13 protein-coding genes, 1 tRNA gene and 3 pseudogenes are annotated in these 20347 nt (G+C 55.7%); 6 read left to right on the forward strand and 11 right to left on the reverse strand.

Annotation, left to right across the window (positions count from 1 at the left end; genetic code table 11):
• The 7 genes and pseudogenes from ASD31_RS16200 to rplU form a co-directional block, all read right to left on the reverse strand.
• Positions 1–1281 carry a glutamate-5-semialdehyde dehydrogenase gene (locus ASD31_RS16200; RefSeq protein WP_056335906.1) on the reverse strand — a complete coding sequence of 427 codons (1281 nt, stop codon included), beginning with the start codon at positions 1279–1281 and terminating at the stop codon, positions 1–3.
• A complete protein-coding gene (proB, locus tag ASD31_RS16205; RefSeq protein WP_056335909.1) occupies positions 1274–2443 on the reverse strand; it encodes a glutamate 5-kinase in 1170 nt (389 codons plus the stop codon). Before proB ends, ASD31_RS16200 begins: the two co-directional genes overlap by 8 nt.
• Position 2444: 1 nt before the next feature.
• Positions 2445–3458, reverse strand: a complete 1014-nt coding sequence (gene obgE / locus ASD31_RS16210) for a GTPase ObgE (RefSeq protein ID WP_056335913.1) — start codon at positions 3456–3458, stop codon at positions 2445–2447.
• Positions 3459–3651: 193 nt separating this feature from the next.
• Positions 3652–4233 carry a GNAT family N-acetyltransferase gene (locus ASD31_RS16215; protein ID WP_056335916.1) on the reverse strand — a complete coding sequence of 194 codons (582 nt, stop codon included), beginning with the start codon at positions 4231–4233 and terminating at the stop codon, positions 3652–3654.
• Positions 4230–4862 carry a GNAT family N-acetyltransferase gene (locus ASD31_RS16220; RefSeq protein WP_056335919.1) on the reverse strand — a complete coding sequence of 211 codons (633 nt, stop codon included), beginning with the start codon at positions 4860–4862 and terminating at the stop codon, positions 4230–4232. Before ASD31_RS16220 ends, ASD31_RS16215 begins: the two co-directional genes overlap by 4 nt.
• 126 nt (positions 4863–4988) lie before the next feature.
• Positions 4989–5258 carry a 50S ribosomal protein L27 gene (rpmA, locus tag ASD31_RS16225; RefSeq protein ID WP_056335922.1) on the reverse strand — a complete coding sequence of 90 codons (270 nt, stop codon included), beginning with the start codon at positions 5256–5258 and terminating at the stop codon, positions 4989–4991.
• A gap of 102 nt (positions 5259–5360) precedes the next feature.
• Positions 5361–5669 (reverse strand): annotated as a pseudogene (gene rplU, locus ASD31_RS16230) (50S ribosomal protein L21); the annotation flags it as partial.
• A gap of 285 nt (positions 5670–5954) precedes the next feature.
• On the opposite strand from rplU, the gene ASD31_RS16235 reads away from it, so the two are divergent.
• From ASD31_RS16235 to ASD31_RS16245, 3 genes are all read left to right on the forward strand, one after another.
• Positions 5955–6044 (forward strand) — tRNA-Ser (locus ASD31_RS16235).
• A gap of 380 nt (positions 6045–6424) precedes the next feature.
• Positions 6425–7738, forward strand: coding sequence for a site-specific integrase (locus tag ASD31_RS16240; RefSeq protein WP_056335927.1), 1314 nt, complete (start codon positions 6425–6427; stop codon positions 7736–7738).
• A gap of 384 nt (positions 7739–8122) precedes the next feature.
• The gene (locus ASD31_RS16245; protein WP_056335929.1) at positions 8123–8974 is read left to right on the forward strand and encodes a phospholipase D family protein; all 852 of its coding nucleotides are present in this window, start codon (positions 8123–8125) and stop codon (positions 8972–8974) included.
• A gap of 217 nt (positions 8975–9191) precedes the next feature.
• Here the strand turns inward: ASD31_RS16245 and ASD31_RS16250 are convergent, their stop codons facing one another.
• The gene (locus ASD31_RS16250; RefSeq protein WP_056335932.1) at positions 9192–10337 is read right to left on the reverse strand and encodes a hypothetical protein; all 1146 of its coding nucleotides are present in this window, start codon (positions 10335–10337) and stop codon (positions 9192–9194) included.
• Between the two features lie 124 nt (positions 10338–10461).
• On the opposite strand from ASD31_RS16250, the gene ASD31_RS16255 reads away from it, so the two are divergent.
• The gene (locus ASD31_RS16255) at positions 10462–11088 is read left to right on the forward strand and encodes a recombinase family protein (protein ID WP_056335936.1); all 627 of its coding nucleotides are present in this window, start codon (positions 10462–10464) and stop codon (positions 11086–11088) included.
• A 399-nt stretch (positions 11089–11487) separates the two neighbouring features.
• The gene (locus tag ASD31_RS16260; protein ID WP_156392688.1) at positions 11488–12288 is read left to right on the forward strand and encodes a hypothetical protein; all 801 of its coding nucleotides are present in this window, start codon (positions 11488–11490) and stop codon (positions 12286–12288) included.
• Positions 12289–12646: 358 nt separating this feature from the next.
• On the opposite strand, the gene ASD31_RS16265 is transcribed toward ASD31_RS16260, so the two are convergent.
• From ASD31_RS16265 to ASD31_RS16275, 3 genes and pseudogenes are all read right to left on the reverse strand, one after another.
• Positions 12647–13555, reverse strand: a complete 909-nt coding sequence (locus ASD31_RS16265; protein WP_156392689.1) for a DUF4435 domain-containing protein — start codon at positions 13553–13555, stop codon at positions 12647–12649.
• Positions 13545–14900: an AAA family ATPase gene (locus tag ASD31_RS16270; RefSeq protein ID WP_162251165.1), complete on the reverse strand. Its 1356-nt coding sequence runs from the start codon at positions 14898–14900 to the stop codon at positions 13545–13547. Before ASD31_RS16270 ends, ASD31_RS16265 begins: the two co-directional genes overlap by 11 nt.
• A 506-nt stretch (positions 14901–15406) precedes the next feature.
• Positions 15407–15898, reverse strand: a pseudogene (locus ASD31_RS16275) (integrase core domain-containing protein); the annotation flags it as partial.
• A gap of 79 nt (positions 15899–15977) precedes the next feature.
• On the opposite strand from ASD31_RS16275, the pseudogene ASD31_RS16280 reads away from it, so the two are divergent.
• Positions 15978–20324, forward strand: a pseudogene (locus ASD31_RS16280) (DUF3320 domain-containing protein); the annotation flags it as partial.
• Between the last annotated feature and the right edge of the window lie 23 nt (positions 20325–20347).

Genomic DNA, 20347 nt, shown 5'->3' on the forward strand with positions numbered 1-20347 from the left:
TTATGGCCGGACCTGACCGGTGCCGCGCACCCTGTATTTGAACGAGGTCAGCTGCTCGACGCCGACCGGTCCGCGCGCATGCATCTTGCCGGTGGCGATGCCGATCTCGCCGCCCATGCCGAACTCGCCGCCATCGGCAAACTGGGTCGAGGCATTGTGCAGCAGGATGGCCGAATCGACCTCCGCGAAGAAACGCTCGACGACGGCTTGGTCTTCGGCAATGATGGCTTCGGTATGCGACGAGGACCATTCGGCAATGTGCTCGATCGCGCCGACGATACCATCGACCAGCGTCACCGAAATGATCGCGTCGAGATATTCCGTCGCCCAGTCCTCTTCCGTCGCCGCGATCAGCCCCGGCACGAGTGCCCGGACCTCATCGCTGGCACGGACTTCGCAGCCGGCTTCGCGCAGGCCCGAGACCAGCGGCGCCACGAGCCTGCCGGCGTTGTTGCGGTCGATCAGCAGGGTTTCGGCCGCGCCGCAGATGCCGGTGCGGCGCATCTTGGCATTGACGACGATGTTTTTGGCCATGTCGAGATCGGCGGACGCATCGACATAGACGTGGCAGAGACCTTCGAGATGGGCAAAGACCGGCACCCGCGCCTCGTTCTGGACGCGGGCGACGAGGCTCTTGCCGCCCCGCGGGACGATCACGTCGATCGAGCCACCAAGGCCGGTCAGCATGGCGCCGACCGCGAGACGATCGGCGACTGGAACCATCTGAATCGCATGTTCCGGAAGGCCGGCATCCTGCAGGCCCTCGACAAGGCAGGAATGGATCGCCTGCGATGAATGAAGGCTGTCGGAGCCGCCGCGCAGGATAACTGCATTGCCGGCCTTGAGGCAGAGCGCGCCCGCATCCGCCGTCACGTTCGGCCGGCTCTCATAGATGACGCCGATGACGCCGAGCGGCGTGCGCACGCGCTCGATATGCAGGCCGTTCGGGCGATCCCATTCGGAAATGATATCGCCGACCGGATCCGGCAGTTCGGCAATGGCGCGGATGGCATTGGCCATATCGAGGACGCGGGCTTCAGACAGGGTCAGGCGATCGAGGAAAGAGGCGGCGACGCCGGTTTCGCGGGCATTGACGAGATCGAGCGCATTGGCGGCGAGGATATCGTCCTTGCGCGCCACGATGGCGGCGGCCATGCTGACGAGCGCGGCATGCTTGCGTTCGGCCGATGCGGTGGCAAGCGGGCGGCTGGCGGCGCGGGCCTGCCGGCCGATGACCGCCATGATCTCCTGGATTTCCTTCTTCCTCACATCGTCAAGCATGGACATCGCTCCTTGCCATGTCGGTGTCGTGCCGGGCGGAAGAGGTCATCACCATGTCGTCGCGGTGCACCATGGCGGCACGCCCGGCATAGCCGAGGATGAGGGCGATGTCCGCCGATTTCCGGCCGGCGATCTGGCGCGCTTCATCGGCATCGTAGCCGGCAAGCCCACGGGCAATCTCGCGGCCTTCGCCCCCGATAATGGCGATCGTATCACCGCGGCTGAAGGTGCCGGTGACCTCGCGCACGCCGGCGGGGAGAAGGCTCTTTCCCGAGCGCAACGCGGTCTCCGCGCCGGCATCGACGGCAAGGCTGCCGGCGGGCAATAATTGTCCCGCAATCCAGGTCTTTCGTGCCGTCACCGGCGAGCCGGAGGGCGCGAACCAGGAGGAGCGGGCGCCCTGATCGACCGCTTTCAGAGGGTGATCGACCTTGCCGGAGGCAATGATCATGGCGCAGCCGGCGCCGGTGGCGATCTTGCCGGCATCGATCTTGGTGCGCATGCCGCCGCGCGACAATTCAGAGGCAGCACCGCCCGCCATCGCCTCGATCTGCGGGGTGATTTCGGTGATCGTCTCGAGAAAGCGGGCGTCGGGATCAAGATGCGGCGGCGCGGTATAGAGCCCGTCTATATCGGAGAGCAGCACCAAAAGGTCGGCGCCCGTCATGGTCGCGACCCTTGCCGCCAGCCGGTCATTGTCGCCGTAGCGGATTTCCGAGGTGGCGACCGTGTCGTTCTCGTTGATGATCGGCACGGCGCCCATCTTCAGGAGCTGGCTGATCGTGGCGCGGGCATTGAGATAGCGGCGGCGTTCCTCGGTGTCGCCGAGCGTCAGGAGAATCTGGCCGGCGACGATCTGGTCCGCCGACAGGCTTTCCGACCAGGCCCGGGCAAGGGCGATCTGGCCGACGGCCGCCGCCGCCTGGCTTTCCTCGAGCTTCAGGAGGCCCGGCGCAAGATCGAGCACCGAGCGGCCGAGCGCGATGGCGCCGGAGGAGACGACGAGCACCTCGACGCCCTTTGCCCGCAAGGCTGCGATATCCGCGCAGAGCGCGTTCAGCCATTCCCTCTTCAGGCCGGTCTTGCGATCCACCAGCAGGGCCGAGCCGATCTTGATCACAATCCGGCGGTATTTTTCCAGCGGTTTGCGCGTGGCGGCCATGTCAGTCTTCTTCGCCAGTATAGGTCTGGGCTGCGACGATGATGTCACGCAGGGCCCGGAGGGTCTCGGTCATGCCGGTTCCGGCGATGGCCGACAGGAGAAGCGGTGTCTGGCCACAGGCCTTGGCGAGCGCCTTCTGCTTGGCCTTCATCTCATCCGGATCCAGGATGTCGATCTGCGACAATGCGACGATTTCCGGCTTGTCCAGCAATTCGCCGCCATAGGCTTCCAGCTCGTGCTTCACGGTCCTGTAGGCCTTGGCGACATCCTCTTCCTGGGCGGAAACGAGATGCAGCAGGACGCGGGTGCGCTCGACATGGCCAAGGAAACGGTCGCCGAGCCCGATACCGTCATGGGCGCCTTCGATCAGGCCGGGAATATCGGCCAGGATGAATTCGCGGCCATCGATCGTCGCCACGCCGAGATTGGGGTGCAGCGTCGTGAAGGGATAATTGGCGATCTTCGGCCGGGCCCGCGTCGTGGTGGCAAGGAAGGTCGACTTTCCGGCATTGGGAAGCCCGACCAGACCGGCATCGGCGATCAGCTTCAGCCGCAGCCAGATGGTCTTTTCCTCGCCTTCAAGGCCGGGATTGGCCCAGTTCGGCGCCTGGTTGGTCGAGGATTTGAAATGGGTGTTGCCGAAACCGCCATTGCCGCCGGCGGCCAGCCGGAAACGCTGGCCTTCCGCGATCATGTCGATGATCATCGTCTCGGAATCTTCCTCGAAAATCTGGGTGCCGACGGGCACTTTCAAGGTGACATCGGCGCCGCCGGCGCCGGTGCGGTTGCGACCCATGCCGTGAATGCCGGTGCCGCCCTTGAAATGCTGCTGGAAGCGGAAGTCGATCAGCGTGTTGAGGCCATTGACGGCCTCAACCCAGACATCGCCGCCGCGGCCGCCGTCGCCGCCGTCCGGACCGCCGAACTCGATGAATTTCTCGCGCCGGAACGACACCGCACCGGCGCCGCCATCGCCGGAGCGGATATAGACTTTTGCTTCATCGAGAAATTTCATCGTACTGCCATCTGTTGGGTGTCTTGCCTGCCCTCTGTGCCGCCATCGATATAGGCGCCTGCCTGTCAGGTCAAAGATTATCGTGAAGTCCAGAGCCGCGACACCCCGGGGTGTCGGGCCTTTGCTGCGTCGTCCGCCGGCATGTCGCTGTCAAAAAGAAACGGCCGGCGAGAGCGCGCCGGCCGGTCATCGTTCAAGGCCTGCGCAAATCGGCCACTGTCAGGCGGGTTTCGATGTGGCTGACCATTCCATTGCGGGCGAGCGCATAAATCTGCGCGCAGCCGGTGATTTCGAAACCGAGCTTCTTCTGCAGTTTCAGCGATCCCGCATTGTCGGCAAAGACACCGGAATGAAGATCGGTGCCGGGCATGCGCCGGAAGAAACGCTCGATCGCCGCATGCACCGCCTCGCCGGCATAGCCGCGGTTCCAGTAGAAGCGGTTCAGCCAATAGCCGATATGCCATTGGCCATGCCGCAGCTCAATGCCGACGCAGCCGATATGGACATCGTCGCCTTCAGTGATCGCCAGCGTCCAGCCGGGAACGAGCCCGGCGCCCTGGCGGACGAGCCAATCGAGCGCATCGGCCCGGTGATAGGGCGCCGACACCCGCGCCAGCATGCGCGAGACCTGGTAGTCGCCGAGCGTCTGCGCGATCGCGTCCGCATCGGAAAGCCGGTGCGGCCGCAGCCGCAGCCGCGCCGTTTCGATGACCGGGCAGGGGCCGGGATCGAGGCGTGCCGCATCTTTCGGCCGTTCGCGAAGATGGGTGGTCATCGCAGACCTCCCCAGCTTCTGAGCGACATCCAGGTCTTGCGATCAAGCCGATACCATTCGACCGCCATCATGCCGCCCAGTGCCAAGCTGTCGACCATGCCGGAGCCCTGGAACTGGAAGCCGCATTTCTGGATCACCCGCCGCGAGGCGACGTTCATGACCCGGCAGCGCGCATCGATCTGGTCGATATCGCGGGTGCGGAAGGCCATGTCGGTGAGCGCCTGCGCGGCTTCCGTGGCATAGCCGTCATTCCAGTGCGGTTCGCCCAGCCAATAGCCGAGTTCCGCCGTCCTGCCGTCCGGATGCGGTTCGATACCGCAGCAGCCGAGGAATGCGCCATTATCCGCTTTGGTAATCGCATAGACGCACTTACCAATCGTGCCTGTCTTCGTGCGTCGCACGAAATCCGCGGCATCGGCCACCGTATAGGGATGCGGCATGCGCGAAACCATGGTGGCGATATTGGCATTGTTGGCAAGATGGGCAAGGGCGTCGATATCGTCTTCATGGGGCGCGCGCAGAACGAGCCTTGGCGATAACAATATCGGGCAATCGGTCCTTGACCGCTGAGGCCTCAGCCTCTCCTGGGGAGACAGCGACTGGCCCTCCCTCAACAATTCGCTTTGCATGTTCAGTCCTCCAAGACGTGAAAAAGGGGAGATCGGGCATTGCCCCATCTCCCCTTTTGATCTTGGCCTGAACGGTAAGCGTCAGCCGGGTCGATGAGACGCCGGCTGTTTTAGAGCGCTACCGGCTTATTCCGCTGCTTCGGCTTTCGGCATTACAGACACGTAGACGCGGCCATTGGCCTTGGTACGGTAGTTCACATTGCCGGCCGTAAGCGCAAAAATCGTGTGGTCCTTGCCGAGGCCGACATTGCTGCCCGGATGCCACTGCGTTCCGCGCTGGCGCAGAATGATGTTGCCCGGAATGACGACTTCGCCACCGAACTTCTTCACGCCGAGGCGCTTGGACTGTGAATCGCGACCGTTGCGCGAGGAACCGCCAGCTTTTTTATGTGCCATGGGTGTTCTCCTTTAAACCTTTTGATCCGTTGCTCAGTTTGCAGCTTCAGCGGCAGCGTCGTCAGACTTCTTGGAAGCCTTCTTCGCCTTCGCGCCGGCAACAGCAGCGATGTCCAGGATGCGGACGGTCGTCTGATGCTGGCGATGGCCGCGGGTGCGCTTGGAGTTCTGGCGGCGGCGCTTCTTGAAGGCGATGACCTTCTTGGCGCGGCCGTGTTCCACAACTTCGGCGCTGACAACGGCACCTTCGACAAACGGAGCACCGATGGTCGCGTCGGCGCCGACGCCAACCATCAGGATCTCGGTGAATTCAATCTTGTCGCCTGCAGCGCCTTCCAATTTTTCAATCGTCAGGACGTCGTTGGCTGCCACGCGGTACTGCTTACCGCCGGTCTTGATGACTGCGAACATTTTTTATCCTTTCATGTTCGTTCCGGCTCTCTACCATCGGGCAGGGCCGTCTTTTTCTTCAGTCGGACATGACAAGGCCTGAACCTTGCCGGTGAACGGGCGCAAAAGACACCCGGCGCGGTGAGGACATGCCACACCACTTCGATTGCGCGAATTACGTGAAGCCGATAAAACTGTCAAGGCGAAAGGCGCGCATCGACCTGATATTCCGCGATCACCCCTCTTGTCATCCCGGCAAACTGCCGCTATGAACCGCCTCGCGCAAAAGCGCCGACCAAATCATCCGGAGAGGTGGCAGAGTGGTCGAATGCACCGCACTCGAAATGCGGCATACCTGCAAGGGTATCGTGGGTTCAAATCCCACCCTCTCCGCCAAAATATGCAATATATTCAATTATTTAAGATGAAAGTGGCGTGCGGTGCTACCGCGTCTGCTACTTTGCCAGTGCCCGTTCTTGCCGCGCGCGGCAGGTCAGCCCCCTCCGCACGACTCTTAAATCGTAGTAAGAACATGTCGGGTCAGTTTTGGAATGAAAATCTAAAATCATTTCAAATTCTGCTGTTTCAAATGAAAAAAATCGATTATTGTAGAATTTTTTTGTTGACGACGCGGTGGCAGTCCTGTTACACGGTTGATGACGAGACAGCACCGGGAGCCGGTGCAAACGCCTCGCCACATCCCTCAAATCAAAATTACATCCGATGCTGAGCTGCCAAAACGCGCAGTCAGCCGCCGGAAACCTATGGAAACGCAAATGGAAGCAAATGAGATGAAACTTAAATACGTTGTTAAACGGGGTGAAACATACTCCTTTAAGATTGCTGTTCCGACCAACCAGCGCACTCGCTTCGGCAGAGCGCAAATTTGGGAGGCACTTGGTACCGCTGACATTCTTGAGGCAACAGCACGCTCAGTTGAACGCGCTCGCTATTATCGCAAGCTTTTCGGCGGTGCGCCAACCGCTGGAGAGATGACGCCAGAAACTGTCGCTGCAACCGCAGTGGCACTCGGCATGAAGGCATACACACCAGCAGAGTCGGTCTTGAATGCTGAAGTTCGTGAATCGCTGCGCATGCTTTCTGACGGTCTAATGAGCCTACGACTACTGAAGGCGCCCAAGATAGTTGAGGTGGCGGCGGTAGGTGGCGTAACTTCAGTTCCCCCTCTACCGATGACTATAGCCTTGGAGCGGTTTAAAGAACTCTCTGATGATAAATGGATGCGCCTTAGGGCTAGAGAACGTACTAAGAAGCTTCGCCCGTATGAAGAAGCGGTTGAACGCTTCGTTAGTGAAATGGGCGATCTCGATATTCTCAGCCTGAGGAAGCGCGATGCTTTCGCGTTCAGCAAGAAATTGACAGCGAAGGTTGCTGCGAAGGAGCTGCTCGCATCTTCTGCGAATAAAAAGTTGATGTGGCTAAAGTTAATTGTCGGAAAAGTCTATCTCGCTGAGGAGCAGCACGACAAACCGAATCCGTTCGAAAAGGTGAAAATAGAACACAAAGAGGGCAAGCGAGCGAGACCGCCGTTTACCGAAGGAGAAATAAAGCTGGTCGCGGATCAAATCGCCAAAAGCAATGCCAATGGCGAGCTAAAGGCTATCAACGCGGTGATGCAAAATACGGGCGCGACATCTAAGGAAATCTGCCTGCTCATGCCCTCCGATATTTTCTTAAACGCGCCCGTACCGTACATCCGAATTGCCGACAACGAAATGCGCCAACAAGTCAAATCTGGCGGCGACCGGCACAGAGACATACCTTTGGTGGGGCGGGCGTTGGACGCGATGAGGCGATTTTCCGGTGGTTTCCCGAAATATCGCAGGGACAATGGCAGCGAGGTGCTTTCCGCGTCATCAAACAAGATCGTGCGGCAGGTCGTGGATAAAACGACCTATAGTTACCGGCACCGTATGGCAGACCGACTTCGCCAGTCAGGTTGTGAAGATACTTTAAAAAACGCGATTCTTGGTCACGAATCGAAAGGCTTTAGCATGCACTACGGTTTGGGTTTCACCCTTGAGAACAAGCGAGACGCACTTGTCAAAGCGTTGGGCGAGACCGTTTAAATAATTTTTTGAACTCATCAAATAACACCCTCAAACTTAAACACGCAAGATGACCACAATGAATTCGATATATTATGTACCGGTCATGTTCCGCAATTGGAATATGCTATGCTCAAATTTGAATACGAAAATCTCATTATAGATAATAATGCCCGTACGGAATTCTTCAGCATTTATGATCACCTTATCAAACTTTTAAAGCGGAATAATTTCTTCGATGCCGCCATTATTCATACGAAGAACCGTAAGAGGATCGATGAAGAATTAGCGCTGCTTGATTAACACTGGCGGCGGAATGTGCAATTTATTCTGGCTATTCGATAGGTCACTGTTGTTTAGCAGACGGTCTGGAACAAAGCCCCTTGCTTGAAGGATAGCGGATACATGCAACTTCTAACGGAACAGACCTCACCGCTGCTGATCGCGGATATCATCCGGAAATCAGCAGCGGTGAAAATTGCAGTGGCCTTCTGGGGAAAGGGGGCGGTTGAGATGCTCGGTCTGGATCGACCCGGGCTCAGAGCAAGCATAGTGTGTAATCTGGAATCTGGCGCTTGCAATCCCACTGAAATCAAAAAGCTCCTATCACTGTCGCGCAATGTCGAGGTACGAACAAACGCTCGCTTGCATGCTAAGGTTTATTGGTCAGCCGACAAGGCAGTCATCGGTTCGTCGAACGCCTCGTCCAACGGATTGGCGGTGGAAGGCAGTGAGCTGCAAGGTTGGGCAGAAGCTAACGTGCTTCTTACCGATCCTCGCATATTGGTTGAGACGGACGCGTGGTTCAATGTACTGTTTTCGGAATCGGTGGCAGTGGATGATACGGCTTTGCAGCGCGCGGAAGAAAACTGGCGAAAGCGATCGAAAATTCGACCGCCCGTTGCGGAAAAAGTTAAGCCGGAAACAACGCCCTCATTGTCACTTTCCAGTGTAGATCGCGAGCGACTTATTCGGCAATTCGGTCGGGCGATGCGAGGAATTTATGTGGAGGCGCAAAAGGCGGGCTACACGCCTCATGCTTTCGGCGACATGTTGAGCAGACTCGGTGCCATGGAGACGGCGCGAAGGCTTGTACTTGCGAATTCGCAGTCCGACGGTTTCACGCGGCTATTTTTGATGGGTAAGAAAGATCTCACTGTTGAAGCACTTGTTTTGAAGGAGCCATGGCGGCAACTCTTCGACGCAGACTTTTTGTCAGCCGCAGAGACGAGGCTGAAGATTCAAACTCGACTTTGACTTCCAAGACCTTTCCTTCCACTTATTCCAAATTGTCTACAAGACGGCACGAGAAATTTGTCGACCGCCTTGCGTGTTAACTTAAATCGGACGCTGTCCTCGCTACTGCCTTTCGCCGAAAAACCGCAAACTTGGATCAGTTTTATCTTGAGCAGGACATCCAAAGACCCTCGCAGCATTTCCAACACAAAAGAGTCTACGTGACCGAAGGAAAGAATTATTGATCATCAGGCCTTTCCTCAGCAACAGGGTCTTCGAGGTCCGGTAGCTCCTCGTCCCCCCGTCCATCGATAAGATCGCTGAATTTTAGCAACTCCTCCGCCAGTTTGCCCGTTGCTCCTCTATGGGCGTTTCGAGCGACCATGATTTCCTCGATCAACTCCCTCTGTTCAATTCGGTTTGGAGGATAAGCAATTTCAAGATTTTCAAAATCTTCAGATTGCGTTCGACGCCTGTTGCTGTGCCCAGTCGTGATCGCGCGAAAAGCTCGCTGATAATACCTGCTTCGTAACAGGATCGAGAGGAAGTCGGGGTCCAAGTTTTCGTCCGTGACTTCGTAGATAGGAAACTCCTTGGTAACTAGCGCATGGTCCATCGCTTCAGGCACGACAGCGACACAGCCCTTCCAAAGGTCGATAGACGAATATACGACGTCTCCCTGTCTGGCTTGGTACCAAGTCGAGGGGCTCTCCTCGAAATACATCCCAAGCCATTCGGGAGGGTTCCTGCCTTTCCCAGCTGCCCGGCGACGAATCTCGCCCGTTTGTGAAATAGTCATGACTTGCACTTCTTGATCCGGCGCATTCTCCGGATGAACAACTTCTTCCCGGCGGCGCATGACTGCACCTATCCGCTCTTGCCGCCATCCGTCGGGAATAGCTTCTAGTTCCTCATGCTTAAAAAGGTGATATTTTGGATCCAGTCGATGACTGGGATGGGCGTCCCAGACTGCGCGTGAGTCTAACGCTATGCAGTCAGGTAACCTTCGACCCCCATAGTTGTCGGGTTGTTCTTGAAATTTACGATATTCGCCAAGAATCGAACCTTCCTGCTCCCTATTTAAGAAACCACCCTCCGCTCCATTATAAAGATCATTCAAATCACTAGACGCGCCAGTAGTCGTATAGCCAACGTGGCCTGCTTCAGCTAAGAATATCTTGTAGGGCATTTGCTGAAGCATATTGCCTATCGCGTTGTCCAAGGTGGCGCCAGCGTCAAGACTTTCGGATATAATCCTGTCTGCCCGGATTTTCTCCACTGTAGTGAACTTGCGGAAGAACAGTATCGATGTCTTGTTCTGTGCCCCCGATTTCCTGAACGCATGATCAGGCAGTGAAACGATCGCTTCGATGCGGCCTCGCATTGCGAGCATTCATTTAGGTTGTGCCCTAAGTTCACCGCCCGATTAGCCACCCAAATCCACTAATTGACTATTCATACTATACCGTATATCACTTAACCATCCTAAATTAACCGGTGAGGGTTTTGTGTTAGTAAGGGTCTATCTAAGAGCATCGACGAACGAACAAGACGCAAACCGCGCGCGCACCGAGCTTCAAGCCTTTGCGGATGAGCGGGGATTGAAGATCGCCAAATTCTACACCGAGAATGAAAGCGGCGCGAAACTAGACCGACCGAAACTGTTCGAGCTGCTGAACGATTGCCAACCAAACGACATTTTGTTGACCGAGCAAGTTGACCGCATCAGCCGCCTGACTGAATCAGACTGGAGAAAGCTTTGCGTCGAGATCGATAGACGAGGAATTCGGATCGTATCGCTAGACTTGCCTACCTCGTGGACAATGGCTTCGGAAAAGACAGACGAATTCACAAAACGGATGTTCGAAGCCATCAATAAGATGATGTTGGATGTGCTCGCAGCTGTGGCACGGAAAGACTACGAGGATCGCCGTAGACGTGTTGAACAAGGGCAAGCGAAAGCCAAAGCAGAAGGACGTTACACCGGGCGCAAGGAAGACGTAGCACGCAATGAAGGCATTGGTGCTATGCTGAAGGCGGGACGTAGCTACACCTTTATCATGAACTCCATGAAGGTCAGTCGCCCCACTGTTGCCAAGATTGCAAAGCGTCATCGTGAAAATGCTCATTCGTAAAAATTCGAATGACTAATCATTCCCAAGTAATTCGTAATAATTCTAAATTTTCGCGGTACTAATTTTGGTGTCGGTCAATTTAATATCGGTATATTTTGAGAAAATAGAATATATCTATTTACATCAAACCAAATCTATTATATAATAGCAACTGAAGACTCGCTTAAAGCGAATCCAAAACTCCCTTGCGACCTAAATATCGACAGCGGCATCTTGTCAGGATGCCCTTGATCTGTCAGCTCATTCTGTGGGCTTTGGGTGTTCAGGTCCATAGTGAAGAGATATTGCCGCCCCCGAGCCGATCAAGATCGATCGTGGGTTTCTCCCACCCCCAATAGGAATAGCATTGTCCATCTCTTACGAGATGCACAATTGTTTATCATACCAAAAACAAACATCATGAAAGATAAGAATCAGAAGATACTAACAAACTGGATATTAGATACATTCAAAAAGAAGGTTATATTCGATATACGCAACCAACTCGACACATCAGTCGGTGCACAAGATAATTACCTATCGAGACATACGTTCTCCACCACAGTTATATTGAGAAAGTCTTCGCGCTATAAAACAATCAACCAAGCGCAAGATGATCTGAAAAAGCATTTTAGTAGTTACTACAATGACGTTCTCGGTCACCAGTGTATGGACAATCGGAAGCTGACGTCTAGGAACATGAAGTTTCTGCCAATGTCATTTCTAGGCTTCGATATCGAGGGAACAAGGCACGGCTCCTACGATGTCGTGACAAGCGATCCACATGGTCACGGCGGCATCTTGTTCCACGAAACGACACTGGCAAACTTTGCGATCGCCAATGCTCGTTTCTTACAACTGGACGGCTCGTACGAGATCACCAATCCCACGAGAGAGATAGCACTCATCACGCTTGAGCCCTTCGATTGCGAAAGCGGCATGACGAGATTTCTTCATTATGCGCTGAAGTTCGGTGTGAAGCTGGACAACAATAATACGAACTACTCCCCTTACAATTTCTATCCGCCATCTTCACCGAATTACCCATTCTGGCAGACATTGCAAACAGACATGTACCCTCTGACAAGATCGGACGATTGGAAGGAAAGAGAGAATGCTACGATCGAATGGCTACGGAACATGGCTCCCCCGGATCGTCGTTTCCGTCGCAATCTCGGACATGGAGGAGGCGCAACGACTTCTCGGAACCCCGTCATTTGAAATTGTCGGCGAACCGCCGCGTGCTCATTTCGAAGTGAGCACGTCGGCGCGCCGAAAGGGGGACGACGAGCGTGTTGTGTGGGAGATATCTGAAATGCTCGACAGCCCTCGATCCGTGATCGACTGGAGCATCGATTGGGAGAGAAGTATATATTAGTAAATATATAAAGGGGTGGATGTCGCTGGCTGCGGTGAGCAATATTGTGCGCGGCGGTAAGCTAATGGTCGCGAAAACGAAGTTGACCCACGCCCGCTTCGTTAAACAGCAAGCCATTACCCTACATTTGGCGCTGCCAGATTGGTCGCTCGCTTACCAAGGAGGCGCGTAAGCGGGGAGTGATGATCTGGAGGACGACACCTAAGCCGCTTTGACGTCGGGTGAAGCATGCAGCCGCATGTTTTCGGTTAAGGAAGGTATTTCCTTGAAGACGACCTTCACAGACTTGAACGCTGTCTTGCCAAGGAAACCCGAACAACGAAGAGACGCTTCTGCCCATCTCTTCCTCGATATGACCTCTAAGCATTTCCGTGCAACCCGGATCAGGTACTTTCCTCGAATCCAGTCTCTGTAGTTCTCGTCTAAAAGAGTCGCTTCCCAAGCTAGCGACGCCTCTAATAAATCTGGCTGCTCGACGCCCCAGCGTGCCAGTATCGCTTCATAATCAATTTCTTTGCAATCTATGGCGCCTTGAGTGAGTTCAAAGAAGTCCGTGATCGAACATTGATCGAAGTCTGGATGAAGATTTCGATGGCGGATTTCGATCATCAAACACGAGATACGTTTTAGGTGCAGCGCGCATCGTTGCAATTCGACTTCGAATTCCGATACTACTTTCGCCACCACCTTCGATGACGGACGCGGATTGACCTCTCGGCGGATCGCATAGCCAGCCATCTCACCTTTACAGACTTCTGACTCAATACTGTAATGGTCAGTGTAATAAACCCCGTCCACTATTTTTCCTATGTACCCATCATAGTCTCTATCGCAGATGTAGATAAATTTTGGCTTGATAACCCAATCATAAGATGTGCAGGCTTCCTTCATGTTAAGGACGCCGTGCTTGTTCTCACAACTGAATGGAAGGAAATTGGCACCAAGCTCTGCTTCCAAAAAGTCTGAGTAAAATTCGATATCGTCTTTTCCCTCTACGGCGACTATGTACTCGTAATCCACATAATCTAACTGCAGAAGTTCGGTAAGTTTAGCGTACGGAGCGTCCTGCTCCCTAAGTAATTCTTGTGCCCAGCTCATGTCAGTCAGCACTCATGCTTTCCGTATCAATCAGGCATTCGCGAAGATTGTTCGCAAATATGAATGGACTGTGAGTAACAGCGAAAACGTGGGCGCATTTATCAGTAGCAAGAATGTCAGGAAGAAGCGTTTTTTGCCACGGCACTGAAAGTGACAACTCCGGCTCATCAACAACTAACACACAGTTTGAATCAACGGATAGTATGAGATAAGCAAACATCGCGATAACCTGCTTCTCCCCAGACGAAAGTCCATCTAACTCAACTTCTTCTTGATCTCTGTGCACCGAAGTGAATCTAGACGATGCAATAAAATTGAATTTCTTATCTACACCGATATACTTATTAGCCAAAACCGATAAGCGCTTCAAGGGCTCCTCTAGGGCACTAATCCTCTCCTGCGCTTGAACTAGTTTCTCGACATAAAGCCCTAGGTAGCGGTCTTCCGCCTTTGGCTGACCTTTAGTTCTGTTCCGCAAGCTCAGAATCTTGTTTTTTAGTTGCTTTCTTTCGTTCTGGCTGAAGACTGAGTTGTCCAAGGAGTCGATGAACGATATCAGCGACTGTTCATCGATGTCCTTCAACCGGTTGAGTGAAAACGTCGAGATAGAGCCGCGAACAAGATCAAGAATGTACTCCTGAGCTGCGCGCTCGGTTGTGCGCTGCTTCGCAATTGCAATCGATTGTATTTTTAGGTCGATCAGTTTTTTTACATCACCCATCCCAGCTCCGATCACCTCGATCCAAGAGCCCGAGCGAGGCGACTTCTCGACAGGAGGTCGGCGGGGAATCGTATCAGTGTCCGGGATGAACGCTCTGAGGTCTTTCTCGATTCGTCGATAGGTCGGCATATAGATCACCAGCCCGAGGTTCAGGCTTTCGATGAAGCTCTCAAGTGCAAGAAGGCCCTTGGCGTCTTTCAACTCAGCCTTGAGGCTCGCGTGAAATGTTTTCACGCTGCCCGTCGGTATCCGAAACATGTCCGAGTATTGCTTCTGATCAGCGTAGGACACTACGTCTGATGCGATAAAGCTTCCGATCTTATTGGTCTCAACAAGGTGCAAATAAAAACTTCGGAAACGAGGGGAGTCGCCCACGAATGACATTACTTCGAGTATGTCATCTTTGCTGACCCGAATATCCGAGTCGTTAGCCCTCAAGTAAATGCTGTCGAATTTGAAATCGGCGAGTTTTGCCCACTGCCTAGACAAAACCAAATACAATATACTAAGAAAATTACTTTTTCCGGCGCCATTCGGTCCTACAATTATACTTGCACCACCCCCAACGTTCAGCGTGTAATTCTTATCCCCCAGCAAAGAAAAAACGGAGAACTGCGTTATTGGGAAGGCTGTCATTGGGTTCTCTGATTGCATTAAAGCAAGTCCTAAAAAGCGGTTTAGTACCGTGGCGTCCGAACATGAGCCGAACCAAAGGTTATGCCACTTCTAAGGGTGGTGCCGATCGAAGGCAACAGCCTGCATTGGCGTCTCAAGATGATCCGGCGTCGGGTCTAACAGAAGAAAGGCTTCACGTAGTCCATCTCCAACTCCACACGACATGGATGGTATTCAAGGCGCGTCTATAAATTGCTACCTTTGCTGCTACTTGACCGCAGCCTCGTCCCCATTTAAATTAATGATATTATAGAGAATTTTTGATATACCTCTTCCCACCCTCTCCGCCATTCGTTGGACTGTCCGACCCGGAGACATAGGTAACACCTCGTACCTAAGACATCGGTGACAACCTCGTGCCGAACGGGTTGTCGATGGTTTGCAAAGTCCTCTGCTCCTCGCTACGGACTGCGTCCACTACCAAGAATTTCCTTGTCCGACCCGGAGACATAGGTAACACCTCGTACCTAAGACATCGGTGACAACCTCGTGCCGAACGGGTTGTCGATGGTTTGCAAAGTCCTCTGCTCCAGGTCGATATATCCCAGATCATAGTGCATGAAGCTGACGAGCCAAATGCCGTCGTCGACTTCCTTGATTCCGAGTTTCTGTCCGGCCAGCACAGTCGAGATGTTGATCTTCTTGCGGTAGATGCAGATGCGTCCGCAATGGGTCACCAGTGCGTCCCGGTCGTGGAAAGGATAGTCGATCTCCGGCAGCCCGTTATATCGGCGCGCCGATGGCGCGTAGAAATCGACCGACGTCTTCATCGCCAGGGCTTCATGCGGCCGCTTGGTATTGAATTCGCTGACGAACGCATCGAAGCGGGCCTGTTGCTGCAGGATATTTCTGCCAGGTGGCCTGGTCGCCTCTTTCTTCAGCGTCAGGTGCATGCGCTCATGCCGGCCATTCTCTTGCGGATGGCCCGGCCTGATGCGCTCGAGCGCGATGCCGAGCCGTCTGGTCGCCTCTTTCTTCAGCGTCAGGTGCATGCGCTCATGCCGGCCATTCTCTTGCGGATGGCCCGGCCTGATGCGCTCGAGCGCGATGCCGAGCCGCTTTCACGAGGATGAGCCGCGCTTCAATGCGACCCTTCTTCAATTCCTGGAGCGAGATTTCGACCTGACCCTTCCCCAGTTCGGCGGCGATTTGCCGATCGACGACAATGGGGTGGATGTGCCGCGTGTTCTCGCCATGATGAGGCAGGCGATTCGCGACGTTCCAGGCATGGAAGTTGTGGACGAGACGGCATTATCGACTTTCTCCTTTGCGAAATTCCTCATGTGGAAGGATCTGGTCGAACGCACCGAGGCGCTTCGCGAGAACAGGGTGGTCCGCCATCTGATCGATACGCCGGAGGACGCTTTCCGCGAAGGCGGCGGACAATCGAGGTTCTGCGACGAGCGTGACCTCGACCGTGCCTATGCACCAGCAGACATCATTTGCCTTCTTCCTTCAGATTCATCGCAGACAGCGGCAAGCCTCGCGGCTGCCGAAGGGCGAGACTTCGTCATTGTCGGTCCGCCCGGTACGGGCAAGAGCCAGACCATCGCCAACATGATCGCCAACTGTCTCGCGGTGGGGAAGACGGTTCTGTTCGTCGCTGAAAAGACGGCCGCGCTCGACGTTGTCTATCGCCGGTTGCGCACGCATGGCCTCGGAGATCACTGCATCGAATTGCATTCAAACAAGGCTGATCGCCGACATTTCCTCGGACAGCTCAAGGCAGCCTGGGATCATGGCGGTCGAACCGACGCGTCCGAGTGGGTTGCGATCAACAAGCGTCTTCGACTGCGCCGTGACGAGCTCAATGCCTATGTCGAAGCCTTGCATAATTCTTATTCGAACGGATGGATGCCTTATCTGGCATTGGGAGTAGCGCTCAAGGCCATGGAGGCCCCGGCACCAACCCTGTCATGGCCGGAACGGGACGCTCACGACGCTCACACTCTCCGCGAGCTTGAAGATCTTGCCGGCGAACTTGGTCTCGTGTTCGCATCGGTCGAGCGGCAGCCGGCACTGGACCTCGTCAATGTCAACGAATGGAGTTCCAGCTGGCAGGATGGATTGTTCGCGGCCGCACAATCGTTGCAGAATTCGATCGATTTGCTGGCCAGCTCAGTCCATGGATATCTCGCGAGTCTCGGCCTCAAACCGCAGGAACAGTCGTCAGAAACAGAACTCCAGGCCCTGGCAGTTCTTGCAGAGGCACTGCGGAAATGCCGCGGTCGCGACATTACGATCGTTTACGATCGGGATTTCGCGCGATGCGCCGAGGCGCTGGAGGGCCTTGGGCACTCCATTAGGGCCTACCGCGAAGCGGAGCGGGGACTTGCGGCATCTTATGCTGCCTCCGCCGTCCGCGACCTCGATGCGGATATGCTGGACCGCCAGTGGCGAGAGGCGAACGCCTCGTTCTGGCCCAACGCGCTGCTCGGCAAACGCAAGGTCCAGAAGCTCCTGCAAAGCTATGCCGCTCAAGGTACCGCGCAACCTGAACTGGATCTCCCGCTTTTGCGCCGCATGAAGGATTGCCTATCGGCGATCGACCAGAATCTCTTGAACGGAAAACCTTTGCCGGTAGACGGCCTCGATACGGATGTCGGAGCCGTCGCGGAAATTCTCGAGCTTGCACGGGAGTTTCGCGCCACCATGCCCCTTCCGGGACGTGATCAGGAGGAGATACGATCGGTGCTCCGCAGCATTGCGCCGTCTCTCCGCGCAGTGGTTGAAAGCGATCGGGTCCGGCAGGCGGGAGACAGGCTTCTTGCTGCAGCTGAAGGCTTGAAAGAATCAAGTCAGCGCTTTGGCACGATCGCAGGGCAGGGCAGCTTCGCTGAAAAAGGCACGGGCGATCTTGCGACGCTCAGGGAGAAACTTGACGCTCTCGTCAGAGCAAGACATCTGCTTCGCGATTGGTCAGCCTGGTGCCGGATCAGAAGCCGGGCAATGCAAGCGAACCTGTCCTCCCTGGTGGAGAAAATTGAGAGCGGGGTGATCCGGCCCGATGAAGCGCGCGCTGCGTTTCGCCTCGGTTATGCCCGGTGGTGGCTTCCCAAGGTGCTCGATGCCGACCCTGTTCTGCGGGATTTTCGGCGTTTCCAGCATGAAAACGCAATCAGTGAATTTCGTGAAATCGACGATCTCGTACGATCGCATGCCACCGCGCGCGTCATCAGTGTGATCGCCCACGGATTACCGCCCGTGCAGACCGTTCCACGAAATTCGGAGCTCGGGCTGCTGCGCTACCAGATGGAGTTGCAGCGTCCGAGCCAGTCGATACGAGACATGATTGGCAAGATGCCGCAGAGCTTTGCCAAGCTCGCACCCTGCATGCTTATGTCGCCGCTCTCCATCGCCCAGTATCTCCCGACCAACCAGGCGCTGTTTGACGTTGTGATCTTCGATGAAGCGTCGCAGATCACAACGTGGGATGTTGTCGGTGCCATCGCGCGGGCGCGCCAGACCATCATTGTCGGTGACCCGAAGCAGTTGCCGCCGACGAACTTCTTCGGACGCAACGAGGAAGAGGAGGAAGTCGCCGATCACGAAAAGGATCTGGAGAGCATTCTCGACGAGGCGAAAGCGGCCGGCATTCCGATCCGCGATCTGCGATGGCATTACCGCAGCCGAAGCGAGTCCCTGATCGCCTTCTCCAATCATCACTACTACCAGAATCGTCTGGTGACGTTTCCATCGCCGGCCGTAGAAGATCGCGCCGTACATCTGCGGAAGATACCTCTTGGCATCTACGACCGTGGGAAAAGCCGAACCAATCGAATAGAGGCGGAAGCCGTCACGAAAGAAGCCGTTGCGCGAATGAAGGGGTGGTTGAAACTGCCTGAAAAAGACCGCCCGACGCTGGGAGTGATCACCTTCAACGCACAGCAGCAGTCGCTGATCCTCGATCTCCTCGATGCAGCGCGCCGAGACGATCCCGAACTCGAGTGGTTCTTTGCCGAGGAACGGGTCGAACCCACGATCATCAAGAACCTGGAAAACGTGCAGGGCGACGAGCGGGACGTCATCCTTTTTTCGATCACGTTCTGGAAGGACGCCGCCGGCAAGCTGACAATGGATTTCGGCGCGCTCAACGGCGACGGTGGCGAGCGACGCCTCAATGTTGCTGTGACGCGTGCGCGGCAGGAGCTCATCGTCTTCTCGGGTTTCACCGCTGACCAGATCGACCCGACCCGCACCAAGGCGCTTGCCGTACACCATCTGAAGACGTTCCTCGATTACGCCGAGCGTGGCGCAATTGCCCTGCCGACCCAGGATATCGGGTCTGTCGGCGGTTTCGAGTCCCCTTTCGAGGAGGCCGTCGCTGCGCAATTGGAGCGGCGCGGCTGGAGAGTGGTGCCGCAGGTGGGCATTTCCGGATTCCGGATCGATTTCGGTATCCGCCATCCGGATCTGGCTGGTACCTATCTGGCGGGCGTGGAATGCGACGGCGCCACCTATCATGGATCGGCCACTGCAAGAGACCGTGACAAAGTTCGAGAACAGGTGCTGAGGGGGCTTGGCTGGAATATATTGCGCGTGTGGTCGACCGATTGGTGGTTCGATGCAGCCGGTTGCGCCGAGCGGCTTCATGCCGGCCTGGAAGCTCTGTTGGAGGAAAGCAGGGCGCATCGCACGACTGAGTCGGAGGACACCGCGACCCATTGGGATATGGGGCACGAGGTGGAGGGGATCGACGAAATCCGTGACGAGGCAGCCGCCGCTTCTGTCGAGCAGCTTGCGTTGTTTCCAGCAGTCGTCGAAACCGACCTCGTCTCCGTGGAGACGCAGCCATTGCCCAGCACGTCTGGAACGGCGGAAGCGCAACCACCTGCCTCTTCGTTTGGCGGCGAAGCTTCGGATGAGCGGCGATACCATGTCGCCGATCTCTCCAGCTTCCGAGCCGATCCCGATCAGTTCTTCGAATTCGGCTACAGGGACACTCTGCGGGGGATGATCGAAAGGGTCATTGAAACCGAAAGCCCGCTGCGCACGGACATACTTGCACAGCGGCTATCGCGCGCGCATGGCTGGTTGCGCACCGGCGGTCGAATCCGAGAGAGGATCGACCTCCATCTCCGTGGTTTCGACACGACCAGAGAATCGAGCGGCGAATTCGTCTGGAAAGCGGGAGCCGTTTCGGAGATTACTTCCTACCGGCAGCCAGCCAGCGAGGAAGCACGCAGGTCGATCGCCGATATTCCGCTTGCGGAACTTGCCTTCGTGGTGCTGGACAATCCCGGCCTCATGGAGCAGCCAGATCCGCCGCGAGATCTGGCCCGGCTGCTTGGCGTCGAGCGACTCGCGGCTGTTTCCCGCGCGCGACTGGACGAAGCGATTGCGCGGGCGAGGCAGCATATTTCAACCGATCATTCGCTCGAGTAGTCATGTTCGATTTTATCCATTCA

Source organism: Rhizobium sp. Root482 (assembly GCF_001426565.1).
GTDB lineage: Bacteria > Pseudomonadota > Alphaproteobacteria > Rhizobiales > Rhizobiaceae > Pararhizobium.

Coding starts and splice junctions, on each gene's coding strand:
- rpmA (WP_056335922.1), bottom strand. CDS start 5,258: ATGGCACATAAAAAAGCTGGCGGTTCCTCGCGCAACGGTCGCGATTCA.
- ASD31_RS16245 (WP_056335929.1), top strand. CDS start 8,123: ATGCAACTTCTAACGGAACAGACCTCACCGCTGCTGATCGCGGATATC.
- ASD31_RS16215 (WP_056335916.1), bottom strand. CDS start 4,233: ATGACCACCCATCTTCGCGAACGGCCGAAAGATGCGGCACGCCTCGAT.
- ASD31_RS16240 (WP_056335927.1), top strand. CDS start 6,425: ATGGAAGCAAATGAGATGAAACTTAAATACGTTGTTAAACGGGGTGAA.
- proB (WP_056335909.1), bottom strand. CDS start 2,443: ATGGCCGCCACGCGCAAACCGCTGGAAAAATACCGCCGGATTGTGATC.
- obgE (WP_056335913.1), bottom strand. CDS start 3,458: ATGAAATTTCTCGATGAAGCAAAAGTCTATATCCGCTCCGGCGATGGC.
- ASD31_RS16250 (WP_056335932.1), bottom strand. CDS start 10,337: ATGCGAGGCCGCATCGAAGCGATCGTTTCACTGCCTGATCATGCGTTC.
- ASD31_RS16220 (WP_056335919.1), bottom strand. CDS start 4,862: ATGCAAAGCGAATTGTTGAGGGAGGGCCAGTCGCTGTCTCCCCAGGAG.
- ASD31_RS16270 (WP_162251165.1), bottom strand. CDS start 14,900: ATGACAGCCTTCCCAATAACGCAGTTCTCCGTTTTTTCTTTGCTGGGG.
- ASD31_RS16260 (WP_156392688.1), top strand. CDS start 11,488: ATGAAAGATAAGAATCAGAAGATACTAACAAACTGGATATTAGATACA.
- ASD31_RS16200 (WP_056335906.1), bottom strand. CDS start 1,281: ATGCTTGACGATGTGAGGAAGAAGGAAATCCAGGAGATCATGGCGGTC.